Below are 16,837 nucleotides of genomic sequence, written 5' to 3'. Positions count from 1 at the left end.
AAAAAAATGAATTGGGAATTATTTTTTAAAGCGCTAGAAAAAATTGGAAGCAGATATTTTGCAGTAGCATTCATTGCATTTATTGTATTCTATATTTTATTTAGAAAAGAATGGTTCTATAAAAAGATTCAACCGAAATTTCCAAAAAGTAAAGACTTCTTTAGAGAACTTTCTTATTCACTAAGTACAATGATTATATTTAGCTTGATCATTGTTGTTCTTAATAGCCCAAAAATTGGACCATACACAACACGTTATAAGGAAATTGAGGAACAGGGTTGGATGTACTATTTTTTAGCATTTCCGATTATGTTTATTATGCATGATTTATACTTTTATATTATGCACCGAATAATGCATCATTCAAGTGTCTTTAAATATGTCCATTTAGTACACCATCAATCAACAAATCCGTCTCCTTGGGCAGCTTATGCATTCCATCCATTAGAAGCAATTATAGAACAAGGTATAGTAGTTATTTTTTATTTTACATTACCTATTCATATAACACATTTAGCTATTTTTTTCTTATTCTCTATTATATATAATGTATACGGTCATTTAGGTTACGAGTTATATCCTAAGGGATTTAATAAAACACTGTTGGGGAAATGGATAAATACTTCAGTAAATCATAACCAGCATCACCAGTACTTTAAAGGAAACTATGGATTGTATACCTTAATCTGGGATCGTATTTTTGGAACGATTAGGAAAGATTATGACCAACAATTCGAAGAAGTTAAAAATAGAATTGAAATCAACTGAGATAAAATATTTACTTTTTCTTATACAAAGGCACAGTACTACAAGGTTCACCATACATAATACTTTTAGCGTAAGGCCTTAGAATGGATGTAATTTTAACATAAGCTGAAGCGGGCACAGGAACTTCGCCACATCCTTTGACAACAACTCTTTGGTCTGAATAATCTATGCCTTTAATGGAGTCTAAAGCATCTAATAATAATTTTTCTTTTAAAGTTTCTTCAGTTCCAAAAAATACACCCTTTGTGATAGGACTTAAATAAACCGTAACTAACATATTAGCCCACATTGGTATAATCGCATCAGCACTACATGTTACAGCCACGAAACAGTCTCTATACTTTTCCCAATCGGTAGTAAGAAGAGCAGCTCTAAAATCTTTCTCTTTCAAAATTAGACCCATAAATAAATAGTCTTTCAAATCAAAAACCATTATTTTATCCTTAGAAAAAAAGGTCTCTAAGTCAAGACTAATAATTCCACTTTCAGCTACTTTATTAATAATCGGTTCCATACTAAAAGTAAAATTAGCAATTACACAAAGAATTCTGTTACGATAGCCGCAAAAAAAAGCCCACTTAATTAGTGGGCTTTACAAATGAATTAAATCTACTAATAGAAACTAAAACGATAATCTTTGACAATAGCTGCTTTTCTTAAAGCTTCAACGCTTCTATAAGTAGCCATTTTCCTATTTTGGATTAGCGTTTGCTTTAGTGTTTCTGGTAATGCCTCAGATGCTTTAGCAGAAATATTCTCTACTTTTAAAGCAAATACACCAGAATTACCCGCAATTAAACTAGAGGTTTTATTTAGGTTTGTTTTATTAAAAGCTGCACCAACGATTTTGGGTTCATTTCCTACACCATTAATAAAACCCGAACTAAAAGCTAAACTATCTGCTCTTAAAACAGAAGTTCCTGCCGATTTAGCAATCTCATCTAAACTATTTCCTTTCATTTTAGTGTCAATGATACTTTTAGCTTTTTTCTCATTTCTAATTAATCCCTCTACTAGAGGCCTAGCTTCGTTAGCTCCTAGAGTACCAGCTTTATTAACACCAGTAATAGTAGCAACTATAATTTGATCACCAACTTCTGTAGGATCAGAAACTGCACCTTCTTCATTTTCATAAATCCATCTTACTAAAGAACGAGTATTAGCCATGGTACCTACAGTGAAATCATTTTGTCTTATTTCACTTGCAGGAAGAATTGGTAAACCTAGTTTACCAGCATTTTCATTGAAAGATTTTATGTTTTTTGCGTTAGCTACAAAATTAGAAGCTGCGGTATTTGCTTCATTAACTGTTTCATTGCTACTTAAAATAGGTTTAGCTAGATAGGCAATTTTATAAGCTGGAGCCCTATTTTTTTGACCTAAAATTTCAATATAATGGTAACCAAAGTCTGTTTTTACAACACCTTTTGTACCCACGGTATTATCAAAAACAAAATCATTAAATGGAATTACCATTTGTCCTTGAGGGAAATAATCATAAACACCACCTTTATCTTTACTTCCACCATCATCAGAATATTTTGTAACTAATGAATTGAAATCAGCCCCGTTTTTAATAGCTAATTGAATACTGTCAGCTAATTTTTTACCAGTTGAATCATCACGGATTTGTTGACCGTTTTGTGGATTACTTGTTGCAATTAAAATATGTCTAACCGTAGCACTATCTGGCCACTGTTTAATACCTACCATCTTCGCAATTACATAATTCGTTCCATCTATATAAGGTCCATATATACCACCAACAGGCAAACGCAAAATTGAATCTTTATTAACAACTTGAATTTTAGCACCACCAAAATAACTATTATAAAAAGCTAATTCAGAACCCACTTTACCGAGATATGCTGCTGCATCTGTAGTTGCAGCAAAACCAGCACGTAATTCATTTATTTGTGCAAGGGTTGCAGCAGAATCAGCAGAAGTTGGTGCGGCACTAAAACTAACATAAGAAATTGAACGAGTTTCTTCTTCGTTTTTATATTCCTTACTATGCTTTTTTACATAATTGTTAATATCAGCATCAGAAACTTTTACAGCAGAATCAGGAATAGCAACGTAAGGATAATATACATAAGATGCAGACGCAATTGCATTATTATCAGCTTGTTGCTTTTCAATTATCCATTTTGGCACATAAACTGATTGAATCAAAAGGTTCTGGTATTTATTACGCAAACCATTTTGTATAGTAGGTTCTATATAACCACTATTAATCATTTTTATTTGTTCTGCATTCTTGCTCTTCTTAATTTGAGCAAATGCTCTTTTAGCATCATCAACTTTAAACACCCCAGTATTTGGGTCTGTAAATTCCTGACGTAAAGGAGAATTTTCTCCAAAAAGAATATCATTCAACTCTTTTGCAGAAATAGTTAAACCTAATTTTTCAAATTCCTGATTTAATACAATATTATCAACCTCCATATTGTATACAGTACCAATTAATTGATCACGAGTTGCACCTTGACCAGCGTACATGGCTTCTTGAGATTTTAAACGTTCTTCAAAGTAACCACGCTCGATACTTTTACCATTTACTTTTGCGATAACAGAACTGTTAGAAAAAGCAGATCCACCACGTCCGGCACCATCCTGAAGAATAAAAGCGATTAATGCAACAGCAATAATGACAAAAATAATCCAGGTGCCACGGTCTCGAATAGTTTGAATTACAGACATAATTAATAATTATATATAATTTATCCCGCTTCATATACGGGGAGGCAAAAATAAGGGAAAAAGAGGTAGAATAAATTGTGGAAAAATATACACATTGGCATGTTGGTAACCTCAATTTTAAGTGGAGAAATCAACTTTATGCTACTTAAAATGTGGAAAGGAATAGGATAAATACCCGAACATAGTAAAATAATTATTAATTTAATTAAAATAAGAGGAAGTTTATGCTTGTTAATTAACAGTGTAAGAAAAGTGAATTATATAAAATGCTAAATGTTAATTCAGTTATACATGAATGTGTATAATCCAAAAAATAAAAGCAAACAATAGAAATAAGCTGTTAATATAAAAGTGAATAATGGTGGATAAACTAAGTAAGTTTACCTTTGTACTATGTGGGTAACTAAGTTATCCCGATATACACACTCATAATAGTAGTAGTTGATTTTATATAAATAATTATTAAATATTATTACTTTGGATATTAACATAGCAAAATCAAAAATTGAACAAAACGGATTTTTAGATTTGGAAATTGATCCTGAATTAGATCTCTTTGCAGAGATAGAAAAACTTAAAAAAGAAAAAAATGCCGTTTTACTTGCACATTACTACCAAGAAACTGATATCCAAGATGTGGCCGATTATATTGGGGACAGTCTCGGCCTTGCTCAGCAAGCAAAACAAACAACTGCTGATACGATCGTTTTTGCCGGTGTTCACTTCATGGCAGAAACTGCAAAAATTTTAAATCCATCTAAAAAGGTTTTATTACCTGATTTAAAAGCAGGATGTTCTTTGGCAGATAGCGCTCCGACTGCGTTATTTAAGTCATTTAAAGAAAAACATCCTGATCATATAGTTGTATCTTATATAAATTGTACAGCAGAAATTAAAGCATTAAGTGATATCATCTGTACTAGTGGAAATGCAGAGAAAATTATTGAAAGTATACCTCTCAATCAGCCTATCCTATTTGCTCCTGATAAAAATTTAGGTGCGTATTTAAGTAAAAAAACAGGTAGGAATATGTTGCTTTGGAATGGAGCATGTATGGTTCATGAAATTTTTAGTTTAGAGAAAATTGTTAAGTTAAAAATTAGGCATCCTAAAGCAAAACTAATTGCACATCCAGAATGTGAAGAAGCTATATTAAATATTGCAGACTTTATTGGTAGTACAACTCAGTTACTAAAATATACACAAACAGATCATACAAAGGAATATATTGTTGCTACAGAAACAGGTATTTTACACCAGATGCAAATAAATAATCCTACTAAAACATTTATTCCAGCTCCTCCAGAAAATAATTGTGCATGTAATGATTGTCCATATATGAAACTTAATACTTTAGAGAAGATATATCTCTGTATGAAATATGATATGCCAGAAGTAAAAATGGACGAAGTCTTAAGATTAAAGGCTTTGAAACCAATGGAAAGAATGATGGATATCAGTAAAGCTGCAGGATTAATTGGAGGCTAATATCTAACTAACTTCTTTAACAAAGCTTTCTATTTTAGGAATAAACCTTTTATTAGTAAAGGCATCTAAGCCACAAATGCCTCATATGAAAAAGAACTTCCTTTTAGTTTTATTGATAACCATATCAATAATTGCTTGTAATAAGAATGATCAGACGGTGGTTACACCAACAGTAATTACTACTGAAAATCCTATTATATCTGCGGCATTAAACTTACCAGCCGTTCCATTTGACTATGTAAATTTAAATTTACCCGCTTACTTTTTTGTAAATGCAGGTGGTGGTGCTCCAACTTCTGTAAATGGTATTGATAATACGCCTGCAAATAATACTGTTACCAATAATGGAGCAACCTTAGGGAGGGTATTATTTTATGATAAAAATTTGAGTGTAAATAAGACGATTTCCTGTGCCAGTTGCCATAACGCATCTTTGGGGTTTAGCGATACAGCAATTTTAAGTAAGGGTTTTGCTGGTGGAAAAACTGACAGACATTCTATGAGTTTAATCAATGCAAAATTTTATCAACGAGGAAGATTCTTTTGGGATGAGCGAGCAGCTAGCTTAGAAGAACAGGTATTGATGCCATTTCAAGATCAGACAGAAATGGGTATGACAATCCCTACTCTACTTCAACGGGTTAGAGAACAAGCATTTTATGCACCCTTAATGCAAAACGCTTTTGGTGATACTGTAATTAGTAGTAATAGAATTTCATTAGCACTTGCACAGTTTGTTAGAAGTATTGTAAGTAGTAACAGTAAGTATGATATTGGTAGAGCACAAACCAATAACCCTGTTGCTAATTTTGCCAATTTTACTGCTGAAGAAAATGAAGGAAAAAGAATATTTATAACACCTGTTCAAAATGGTGGAGCTGGTTGTTTTGGATGTCATACTACTGAAGCATTTGTTTCTGCAAATAATGGACCTCGTAATAATGGATTAGATATTAATACAACCAATGATAATGGGGCAGGTCAAGGAGCATTTAAAACGCATACATTAAGAAATATTCAACTAACTGCGCCATATATGCATGATGGTAGATTTAATACTTTAGAAGAAGTGGTTGAATACTATAATAGTGGAGTGAAAGCTCATCCCAACTTAGATAATGCACTTAAACAACCTAATGGAAATCCAATAAGATTAAATTTAACGAATGCACAAAAGGCAGCTTTGGTTGCTTTTATGAAAACTTTGACAGACCCTACAATAGCGACCAATGCGAAATGGAGCAATCCTTTTAAGTAATTTTTTAATATAAACATTACTCCATCCGTTCAAAAAAAAATTCACCATTGCCACTACAAATTTTTTAGCTTTAACCAAAGCTATCAAATGAAGTACCTTGTTATTGGGCTATTATGTTTTAGTTCTGTTGCTCAAGCACAGTCGTATAAAAAAGTACATCGAAAAGCAATCATGGCAGATTCTCATAATGATTTGCTTACGGCTTCTATTGAAAAAAATGTGTTGATTGACCAAGATTTAAAAGGAAAAACACATTCCGATTTAAATCGTTTTAAAGAAGCGGGTGTTGATGTGCAATTGTTTAGTGTTTGGTGTGATGGAGAAAAACAACAACCTTATTCTTGGGCTAACAGAGAAATAGATACACTCTATGCAGTAGCGAAGCGAAATCCTGAAAAAATAGAGATTGTACCCGATTACGATGCTTTAAAAAAAGCAGTACGTAATAACAAATTGGCCGCAATGTTTGGTGTTGAAGGTGGCCATATGATTGAAAATGATATTAATAAAATAGACTCATTATATAAAAGAGGTGTTCGTTATATGACCCTTACTTGGAATAATTCAACTAGTTGGGCTACCTCTGCAATGGATGAAACTAAATTAAAAGATGACCCATCAGCAAAATTAGGATTGAATGATTTTGGTAAGCAAGTAGTAAAGAGAATGAACCAATTGGGTATGATGGTAGACCTAAGTCATGTGGGTGAAAAAACATTTTGGGATGCCATACAAACTACCACAAAACCTGTTTTAGTTTCTCATAGTAATGCATATACGCTTTGTCCTGTTTTTAGGAATTTAAAAGATGAACAAATTGACGCTGTTGGTAAAAATGGTGGTGTAATTCAATTAAACTTTTACTCGGCATTTATTGATAGCTCTTTTAAAAATAGAGAAAAAATTTTCCTACAAAATAAACAAACAGAAATAAAAGAATTAATTGCAAACGGAATGCAAAAAGAATATGCTCAAGCAATCGTAGTTGAAAAATACAAAGAAGAATCACTAGCCATTCAACCACCTATGAGTATGTTATTAGATCACTTAGATTATATAGTAAAAAGAATTGGAGTAGACCATGTAGGTATGGGTTCTGATTTTGATGGTATTACCGCTAGCCCAAGAGAACTAACGGATGTAACAACCTATCCCCTAATTACAAAAGCTTTATTAGAAAAAGGATACAGTAAAAAAGAAGTAATAAAAATTATGGGTGGTAATCTATTAAGAGTAATGAAATCCCAAGAAATAAAATAAAACCCCAATCAACAATTTATTTATGAAAACAACTTTATTGACTTCGGTATTATTCTTTGTTGCTACAATGCTTACCGCTCAGGCTACACAGAAGCCACCTTTACATGGTAAAAATTGGATGGCAATAACCGGTAAGCCACTTGCTGCAACAGCAGGATCAATGGTTTTTCAACATGGCGGAAATGCTGTTGATGCAGCTTGTGCCATGTTAGCTGCTACTTGCACCATGTGGGATGTGTTGAGTTGGGGTGGCGAAACGCAGGCTATTATTTACAATCCAAAAACAGGTAAAGTAATTGGTATTAATGCTTTAGGGGTTGCGCCTACTGGAGCTACTCCTGAATTTTTTAAATCAAAGGGTTACCAATTTCCTCCCGAATATGGTCCATTAGCAGCAATCACTCCTGGTACAGTAGGTGGTATAATCCATATGTTATCAGAATATGGTACCATGAGTTTAAAACAAGTGTTAGCGCCTGCTATGGATCTAGCCGCGGGTTATCCTATTGATGCGCAAACAGCCAATAGCATTGAAAGAGGTAAAGAAAGAATTAAACAATGGCCTTACAGTAAGAAAGTATTGTTGCCACATTTAGGAGAAAAAAGAGAAGCCCCAGAAGCGGGTGAAATATTTGTTCAGCAAGACTTACTAAATACCTTAAAAAAGTTAGTAGAAGCAGAACAAACAGCGTTGAAGAATAAAAAAACGCGTAAACAAGCTTTGCAAGCAGCGTATGACCGTTTTTATAAAGGAGATATTGCTGATGAATTTGTAAGAGGGGCTCAAGAACAAGGTGGTTTAATCACGAAAGAAGATCTAGCTAACTGGAAAGTGAAAGAAGAAGTTCCATCTATGGTTAATTATAAGGGAATTGATGTATATAAGTTAACTCAATGGACCCAAGGACCTTCCATGCTGCAAGCGTTGAATATTGTAGAAAATTTCGACTTGAAAAAAATGGGTTACAACTCGCCTCAATATATTAACACGATTTACCAAAGCATGAGCCTAGCATTTGCAGACCGTGATTTTTATTACGGTGATCCCGCATTTGCTCCAACCCCTCAGCCTATGAGTGGCTTATTGAGTAAAGGGTATGCTAAACAAAGGGCAGCATTAATCAACCCAGAAAAAAATAATGCCCTAATTTCTCCAGGAGATCCTTATCCTTTTGAAGGAAGGGTTAATCCATATACTGAACAAATTAAACAGTGGAATATAGAAATTGATAGTACTGGAAAAAGAAATTTTGTACCAGCACACGATAGCAGCGTTACCGCTAAAGCCGAATTAGAAGCTTATATGGACCGTCTATGGAGGGGAACCACTAGTGTGGAAGCTGCCGACAAAGATGGTTGGGTAGTATCTATTACACCTAGCGGTGGATGGTTGCCAGCTACAATTGCGGGAAACACAGGAATTGGTATGAGCCAACGTATGCAAAGCTTTGTATTGGATCCTGCCATCAACCCCTTCAATGTTGTTGCACCAGGAAAGCGCCCCAGAGTAACACTAACTCCATCTATGGCATTAAAAGATGGTAAGCCATATTTATCTTTTGCTGTTCAAGGAGGGGACACTCAAGATCAAAACTTATTGCAGTTCTTCTTAAATATGGTTGAATTTGGAATGACTGTTCAGCAGGCTTCTGAAGCAGAAAATATTAATACTAATCAATTGTGGTTATCCCTAGGGGGTACCAAAATAAAAGACCGTAAACCCAAGGCGGGAGACTTATTGCTTTCAGCAAGAACTCCAGAACCCACCCGAGAAGCACTTAAGAAAATGGGTTATAAACTCAGTTTTGGTCAGCGAACTAGTGGCCCTATCAATGCGATTTTTATTGATAGAAAGCACAATAGCCTTTGGGGTGGGTCTTCTAATAATGGTGAAGATTATGGTATAGGTTGGTAAACAGTTAAAAAAATATACACAATAGTATAAATACGCTGCCAATTACTTTGGTGGCGTATTATTTTTGGTACAATAAACAAAAAACTAAACAGGTTAGTAAAAAAATACTAAAAAAATTAGTGTGTATAATTAAAATCCACTAGTTTTACCACCTCATTAATTTTGACCATCTAAAAAGAACAACATGAGTAATGCAGAAAAATTAAAAGCGCTAAAGCTGACCATTGACAAAATCGACAAAGATTTTGGAAAAGGTAGTGTAATGATGATGAATGAAAAAAGTACAGCCCCCATGGAAGTGGTTTCTACTGGTTCGCTTGGCTTAGATGCTGCATTAGGTGTAGGTGGTCTTCCTAAAGGTAGAATTGTTGAAATCTACGGACCAGAATCTTCTGGTAAAACAACAGTAGCTATTCATGTAATTGCTGAAGCGCAAAAAAAGGGTGGTATGTGTGCAATTATTGACGCTGAACATGCTTTTGACAGTGCATATGCTCAGAAATTGGGTGTTGATGTTGATAACCTTTTGATTTCACAGCCAGATTATGGAGAACAAGCATTAGAAATTGCTGATAGGCTTATTTTGTCGGGTGCTTTAGACGTTGTGGTAATTGACTCCGTTGCCGCTTTGGTACCAAAGGGAGAATTGGAAGGCGAAATGGGCGATAGTAAAATGGGATTACAAGCAAGATTAATGAGTCAGGCTTTAAGAAAATTAACTGCAACGATAAATAAAACCAATACCATTTGTATTTTCATCAACCAACTTCGGGAGAAAATTGGGGTAATGTTTGGAAACCCTGAAACAACAACAGGTGGTAATGCTTTGAAATTCTATGCATCTGTTCGTTTAGATATCAGAAGAATGACTCAAATTAAAGATGGTGATACAGCCATTGGTAATCGAGTTAAGGTTAAAGTAGTAAAAAACAAAGTGGCCCCTCCTTTCCGAGCAGCCGAGTTTGACCTTGTTTTTGGAGAAGGCATTAGCAAAGTGGGTGAAATAATTGATATGGGTGTTGAAATGGGTATTGTTCAAAAAAGTGGATCCTGGTTTAGTTACGAAAGTAATAAGCTAGGTCAAGGAAGAGAATCAGTAAAAACCTTACTTCACGACAATCCAGAATTGAGTAACGAAATCGAAGCTAAAATTAGGGCTAAATTAATTGTGGTAGCGGAAACCCCCGCTGAAGCAACGGAATAATAAACCGCTTTTAGATGGGTTAGTAAATTGCCCTGGTCTGAAAAGGCCGGGGCTTTTGTATTAAATTAATCCCTGTTTAGATAATATTCGCCCCTATTTAGGCGTTTATCAAACACTTAGTGGCTTTTTAATGCTCTATGTTTTAATTCATTTGTGCAAATGAACGCAAAGGTACCCAGCTATTCTATCCTTAGCGGCCGTATTCTGCAATGCCTAATTTTAATGGCTTGTTTATTCGGAGGGCATACCTATGCACAAAAGGGAATAGGATACGATATTAAGCCCTTTAAAAAGGAAGCAATATTCAGGAACGACGATAAAATTGGATATAATCTAAAATTTAAAAACAACACAAACGAAAAAGTAAGGGGTTCAATAAAAGCCAAAGTCTTTAACTATAAGGGGGAAGAGGTATTTTCTGAGGATTTGTTTTTTACAATGGATGCTAAACGTGGCTACAATAAAGACCTATACCTCGAAAACGATAAAACAAAGCCTGGATTTTATCAATTCTTATTAATGGTTTCAGCCAATGATTATATAGACACCCTCAGTTTTGGCTATGGTGTAGACCCTGAAAAAGTGTATTCAACAGTAAATAGACCAGCAGATTTTGATCAATTTTGGGATGATGCAAGAAGAGAATTAATCAATATTGACCCCAAGTTTAGGGTAACTAGAAGAGGCGACCAAAGTACCAGAGAAGTCGATGTATTTTTAGTTGAATTTCAGTCGGTAGAATTCCAAACCATTAGAGGTTGGTTGTCTGTACCAAAGCGGAAAGGCAAGTTTTCTGTCATTTATGAATTACCCGATTATTTGCAAGAACTAAGACCAGATTCTCTTAAAACAGATATGGCCGTATTCAGACTTAATGTAAGGGGGCACGGAAATAGCAAAGACAATACCAATGCCGATTTTAATACTTTTAATATCATTAATTTAAACGACCGAAATAAATATATATATAGGTCTGTATACATGGATGCGCTTAGAGGATTAGATTTTATTTATAGACACGAGTATTTAAAGCTTGACCTAAGAAAAGTTATTGTAAAAGGTGCTGGTCAGGGTGCTGTTTTAGCAGCGGTTGTTTCTTCTTTGGATAATAGACCGCAGGGTTGTATCATTGAAAGACCCGTATATACAGATATGCGAACCCTCTTTTATATGGCCAATACGCAAAAAGTTATACCTTGGCCTGTAACCAATTTTCAAACCTATTTAAGAAATCCACGAAATAGATTGAACGAAGAAGGATTATTTAAAAATTGGGAATATTTTGATCCTGTTAACTTTGCGTCAAATATTCGTTCTAGGGTACTATTTGGTCATAATCAAAAAAACACATTTAGTCCAGCTCAAGCTGCCATTTCTTTGTATAATCAAATTAGAATTGACAATAGAAATATATACATGAGTTTAGATGAAAATGGGATGGATAAAACCTATTATGGTTATGAAATTTTTTGGATGAAAAAAATTCTTTGAGTTATTTAAAAAAAATTGGATGAAAAAAATTATTGTACTGATCATTTTTGTACTAGTCTATCATTATTCCTATGCGGGATTTCCGATTGGAAGAGGAAAATATTTATTAGTACCCTCCTATAACTTATATATGGCAAAAGGGTATTGGGATGGTAATGGCAACTATTTTGCTTATTCTAATGGTGGAAGATTTGCATCTCACTTTTTTGGATTGTACGGTGGAATAGGTATTGGTGAAAGACTAGACTTTGTAGGAAATGTTTCTTATGTTATTCAACGTAAACAAGAAACAGGTTTATTACAATCGAACGCTAGTTTAGGTGATGCAACATTTGGTTTATCCTATTTGTTAAATACGTTTGATTACACTAAGTTTTTAACCGTAACAGGATCATTAATTGTTCCACTTTATACTAATAATATCAATAAAATTCCCTTTACAGGATTTCAGCAAGTAGGTGGTGAAGTTAAAATGACTTATTCTGGTTCTAATGGGGAAAGATATTCTAATACTTATTTTGATATTAATGTGGGTGTTCGACAGTTCTTTAGCCCAGAAGGTCCTACCCAACTTTTTGGTGATGCATTATTAGGAATTCCTTTAGATACCGACAATAAACTTACTTTTCAGTTAGCTACAGTCAAGTCTACCAGTACACAAACTTTATTTAATCCCAATAACCTCTTTTTAAATAGGCAATTCAGCTTTTTTAGAATAACCGCTGGATATGGTAGAAGGATTGGTCAACATCATCAACTTTTTTTATCTATTTTTAGTGATGTGAGCGGTAGAAATACTGGTAAAGGGGGTGGCGGTGCTATTTCAATAGTAGCTGAATTATAAACAAATAAATATGATAGTGAACGTATTCATAAAAAGAGCAACGCTGTTTATATTTTTATTTTTTCTTGTAGCAACAAATATCTATTCACAGCAATCTAAATCAAAATCAGAAGTAGTAGTTAAGATTGCTCCCTATAATTCCAAAGCTAGATTTAGCAGGAAAAATCCTGTAAAATACAAGATTCAGTTTATGAATAATTTAAGAGACGTTCAGCAAGGATCATTGGTTTATACGGTATTTGATAACAGCGGTAGACAAGTATTAGACCATAAGTTTGATGTGATGGTAAATGCAAAAAAATTATTTAGTTCTAATTTTGAAGTTCCTATTGATAGAGAGGGGAACTATACGATAGTCATGAATATAGAACTAACCAATTTTACCAATACGTATAATGGTAGTTTTACCTATATAGGACCCCCAAAAAGGTAATCGTTGATTTACGCAATTTTTAAACCCTTTATTCGAATAGCACTCTCTTTTTTCTGTAGAAAAATTTATATTAATCATAGAAATAATTTACAAATAAAGGGGCCCCTCTTAATTGTAGCCAATCATCCTAATTCATTTTTAGACGCAATCATTATTGGGGCTTTTTTTAAAAACCCAATTCATTTTTTAGCAAGAGGCGATGCCTTTAAAAAAAAGCATCATCGTTTTTTTTTGCGTTTATTAAATATGATCCCCATTTATAGATTAAGTGAAGGAAAGGAAAATTTATACCTCAACGAATATGCATTTAATCAGTCAAAAAAAATATTAGAGAAGGGGGGAATAGTTTTAATTTTCATTGAAGGAATTTGTTTATTAACCAACCAACTTCAGCCCTTTAAAAAAGGAGCTGCAAGAATTGCGCTTGATTACCAAGGCAAAAAACCGTTGAAAATACTTCCTGTAGGTATTGCCTATGATCGTTTTAATGCTTGGGCAAAAACAGTTCAGATTTCCATAGGAGAATCAATTGAATCAAACAATTTATTTCCATTTTGTGAGCGTGCAAAAAACATGAATTATTTTAATATTCAAATAAAGCAAGCACTTGACCCATTAATTATACAACCAGTCTCAGCAAATACTAATCATACCGTTTGGATGCAATTTATTTCTTTAATCGGGTATTATCTTCACAATCCACTTTTTAAGGTTATTGATCAACTCGTAAAAAACAAAACAAGGAATACGGTATTTTACGATTCTGTTTTATTTGGAATATTATTCCTAATTTATCCGTTATTTCTATTAATCATTGGAGTCATATTGAATTTCTTATTTGGAATACACGGCTTCTTCCTTTTATCTTTTATTGTTATTGCTGCAAGAACTATTGTGCTATGCAGAAATCCAATTAAATAGTTGTTCAAGCTATCCTTTATTGTTAATTTGTAGTTATGCGTTGGATGGGCAATAGAGAAAGTAATAATGTAGAAGATCGCAGAGGCGGTGGCTCTGGATTAATTGCAGGAGGTGGGATAGGAACCATTATTATTGGATTACTGTATATTTTATTGGGCGGAGACCCGGCCGTGGTGGTGAATCAAGTAATACAGCAAACCCCGCAAGTTTCTACAAAAACCACTAGCGCAGAAGAAGAAAAATTGGCTTCATTTACAAAAGTGGTATTGGCATATACTGAGGATGTTTGGGACTCAATCTACAACGAAAGAGGCGAGATTTATGAAGCCCCCAAATTAGTATTGTTTACACAACAAACCCAGTCTGGATGTGGATTTGCTAGCGATGCTAGCGGTCCGTTTTATTGTCCAGCTGACAAGAAAGTATACATTGACCTCTCTTTTTTTAAAGAATTATCAGAACGGTTTAATGCACCAGGAGAATTTGCAATGGCTTATGTAATTGCCCACGAAGTAGGGCATCATATCCAACAATTAAACGGAACCGCGGCAGCTGTTCAACAAATGAAATCCAAACTCTCTGAAAAAGAGTACAACCAATTATCTGTAAAATTAGAATTACAAGCTGATTTTCTTGCGGGTGTTTGGGCGCATCATGCTAATAGGCTTAGAAATATTTTGGAGCAAGGAGATATTGAAGCGGCATTAAATGCGGCCAATGCTATTGGCGATGATCGGCTTCAACAACAACAACAAGGATATATTGTACCCGATGCCTTTACACATGGTACATCAAAACAAAGAATGTATTGGTTTAAAAAAGGATTTGAAACAGGAGATCCATTCAAAGGAAACACTTTTGCTCAAAATCAAGCGGAATAATCTGAATCTATAATTATGAAAAAAATTTCATTTTTTATTGCCCTCTTATTTGGAATACAGTCTAATGCGCAAGACACTATTCAGAAACAAGATATTGTATCGGCTTCCAAGTTGTTTGATTTGCAATTTACCAGCAAAGAAGTAGATACTATGTATGCTGGTATTAAAGACAACCTAAGTGTATATAAGGATATGCACAAAATTAAACTGAATAATGCTATACCGATGAGTTTATGGCAAAACCCTATGGTACCAGGTTTACAAATTAATAGCAAACAACAGAATATTAAATGGAAGTTTAATAAGAAGATTCAATTGCCAGAAAATAAAGCCGAATTAGCCTTTTATAGTATTGCAGACTTGTCAATCTTAATCAAGAACAAAAAAATAAGTTCTGTAGAACTAACTAGGTTTTTTATTGATCGAATTAAACAGCATGCAGATAGCTTACAGTGTGTTATATCAATTACTGAATCGCTAGCGCTAGAACAGGCAAAAAATGCAGACGAAGAAATTGCAGCTGGAAAATACCGAGGCCCACTGCATGGCATACCCTATGGGTTGAAAGATTTGTTTTCAGTTAAAGGAACAAAAACTACTTGGGGTGCAACACCCTATAAAGATCAGGTAATTGAGGAAGATGCTTATGTATATAATCGCTTAAAAGATGCAGGTGCGGTAATGGTTGCTAAGTTTACTCTAGGGGCACTAGCAATGGGAGACTATTGGTATGGAGGAAGAACGAAAAATCCATGGAATCTTAAAACAGGTTCTTCGGGTTCTTCTGCGGGTTCAGCTTCTGCAACCGTTGCGGGATTGGTTCCGTTTGCAATAGGAACTGAAACCTGGGGATCAATTATATCTCCATCCTCAACTTGCGGGGCAACTGGATTAAGGCCAACATTTGGAAGAATTAGTAGAACAGGTGCAATGGCTTTAAGCTGGAGCCTGGATAAAATTGGTCCTATATGTAGATCTGCTGAAGACGCAGCTATTGTATTTAGTTATATTCATGGAACAGATGGATTAGATCTTTCTGCGGTGAATATTCCTTTTAATTATCAACCCGAGGGCGATATTAAAAAATTAAGAATAGGGTTTGCAAAAAACTATTTTGATTTAATTAAAGACACTTCAAGAAATGAATGGAAGGTATTGGAAACATTTAAACAAATGGGTGTTGAACTAATTCCAATATCGTTTCCAGATACTTCGGTTTATAAAGCCAATATTATGGATGTGATCATAAGTGCAGAATCTGCTGCTGCTTTTGATGAATTGACCCGATTCAATATTGATGATGAATTATCTAGACAAGGACCATTTGATTGGCCTAATAATTTTAGGGTATCCAGATTAGTTCCCGCGGTTGAATATGTGAACGCCAATCGAATTCGTTACCAATTACAGCAAAAAGTACATGCAGCACTTGAACAAATTGATGTACTAATTTGCCCGACCAGAGGAAGTGGAAATCAATCCGCAATCACCAATTTAACGGGTCAGCCAGTAGTGTGTACCCCAACAGGATTCGATAAAAGATCTGGTTTGCCAACCAGTATTAGCTTCATTGGAAATCTTTATAACGAAGCAGCTATATTACTTGCCGCAAAATACTATCAGCAGGCTACCAGTTGGGAAAGCATGCATCCCCCTTTATTTTTAAAATGA

At 34.3% G+C, this 16,837-nt stretch carries 14 protein-coding genes; 12 read left to right on the top strand and 2 right to left on the bottom strand.

Annotation, left to right across the window (positions count from 1 at the left end; genetic code table 11):
* Nucleotides 1-6: 6 nt before the first annotated feature.
* Nucleotides 7-768, top strand: a complete 762-nt coding sequence (locus tag ACTIEI_RS02950; RefSeq protein ID WP_439504789.1) for a sterol desaturase family protein — start codon at nt 7-9, stop codon at nt 766-768.
* Between the two features lie 10 nt (nt 769-778).
* Here the strand turns inward: ACTIEI_RS02950 and ACTIEI_RS02945 are convergent, their stop codons facing one another.
* Nucleotides 779-1,282: a DUF2480 family protein gene (locus ACTIEI_RS02945; protein WP_439504788.1), complete on the bottom strand. Its 504-nt coding sequence runs from the start codon at nt 1,280-1,282 to the stop codon at nt 779-781.
* Nucleotides 1,283-1,380: 98 nt separating this feature from the next.
* Nucleotides 1,381-3,471, bottom strand: a complete 2,091-nt coding sequence (locus ACTIEI_RS02940) for a peptidylprolyl isomerase (RefSeq protein ID WP_439504787.1) — start codon at nt 3,469-3,471, stop codon at nt 1,381-1,383.
* A gap of 477 nt (nt 3,472-3,948) precedes the next feature.
* On the opposite strand from ACTIEI_RS02940, the gene nadA reads away from it, so the two are divergent.
* The 11 genes from nadA (at nt 3,949) to ACTIEI_RS02885 (ending at nt 16,837) form a co-directional block, all read left to right on the top strand.
* Nucleotides 3,949-4,959, top strand: coding sequence for a quinolinate synthase NadA (gene nadA / locus ACTIEI_RS02935; RefSeq protein WP_439504786.1), 1,011 nt, complete (start codon nt 3,949-3,951; stop codon nt 4,957-4,959).
* Nucleotides 4,960-5,044: 85 nt separating this feature from the next.
* Entirely contained in the window at nt 5,045-6,217 is a 1,173-nt protein-coding gene (locus ACTIEI_RS02930; RefSeq protein WP_439504785.1) for a cytochrome-c peroxidase, read from the top strand.
* An 87-nt stretch (nt 6,218-6,304) separates the two neighbouring features.
* Nucleotides 6,305-7,477: a dipeptidase gene (locus ACTIEI_RS02925; RefSeq protein WP_439504784.1), complete on the top strand. Its 1,173-nt coding sequence runs from the start codon at nt 6,305-6,307 to the stop codon at nt 7,475-7,477.
* A 22-nt stretch (nt 7,478-7,499) separates the two neighbouring features.
* Nucleotides 7,500-9,392, top strand: coding sequence for a gamma-glutamyltransferase family protein (locus ACTIEI_RS02920; RefSeq protein ID WP_439504783.1), 1,893 nt, complete (start codon nt 7,500-7,502; stop codon nt 9,390-9,392).
* 184 nt (nt 9,393-9,576) lie between these two features.
* Nucleotides 9,577-10,596: a recombinase RecA gene (gene recA, locus ACTIEI_RS02915; RefSeq protein WP_439504782.1), complete on the top strand. Its 1,020-nt coding sequence runs from the start codon at nt 9,577-9,579 to the stop codon at nt 10,594-10,596.
* A 159-nt stretch (nt 10,597-10,755) separates the two neighbouring features.
* Complete coding sequence (locus ACTIEI_RS02910; protein WP_439504781.1) at nt 10,756-12,087, top strand: acetylxylan esterase; 1,332 nt, start codon at nt 10,756-10,758, stop codon at nt 12,085-12,087.
* A 19-nt stretch (nt 12,088-12,106) separates the two neighbouring features.
* On the top strand, nt 12,107-12,931 hold the full coding sequence (locus ACTIEI_RS02905; protein WP_439504780.1) for a hypothetical protein: 825 nt from the start codon (nt 12,107-12,109) through the stop codon (nt 12,929-12,931).
* Between the two features lie 10 nt (nt 12,932-12,941).
* On the top strand, nt 12,942-13,364 hold the full coding sequence (locus tag ACTIEI_RS02900) for a hypothetical protein (protein ID WP_439504779.1): 423 nt from the start codon (nt 12,942-12,944) through the stop codon (nt 13,362-13,364).
* A gap of 3 nt (nt 13,365-13,367) precedes the next feature.
* Nucleotides 13,368-14,285 carry a 1-acyl-sn-glycerol-3-phosphate acyltransferase gene (locus tag ACTIEI_RS02895; RefSeq protein WP_439504778.1) on the top strand — a complete coding sequence of 306 codons (918 nt, stop codon included), beginning with the start codon at nt 13,368-13,370 and terminating at the stop codon, nt 14,283-14,285.
* A gap of 35 nt (nt 14,286-14,320) precedes the next feature.
* Nucleotides 14,321-15,166 carry a KPN_02809 family neutral zinc metallopeptidase gene (ypfJ, locus tag ACTIEI_RS02890; RefSeq protein WP_439504777.1) on the top strand — a complete coding sequence of 282 codons (846 nt, stop codon included), beginning with the start codon at nt 14,321-14,323 and terminating at the stop codon, nt 15,164-15,166.
* Between the two features lie 15 nt (nt 15,167-15,181).
* Nucleotides 15,182-16,837, top strand: a complete 1,656-nt coding sequence (locus tag ACTIEI_RS02885; RefSeq protein WP_439504776.1) for an amidase — start codon at nt 15,182-15,184, stop codon at nt 16,835-16,837.

The organism is Sediminibacterium sp., assembly GCF_051860225.1.
Taxonomy (GTDB): Bacteria; Bacteroidota; Bacteroidia; order Chitinophagales; family Chitinophagaceae; genus Sediminibacterium.
This window is presented reverse-complemented; position numbering and strand designations above follow the sequence as displayed.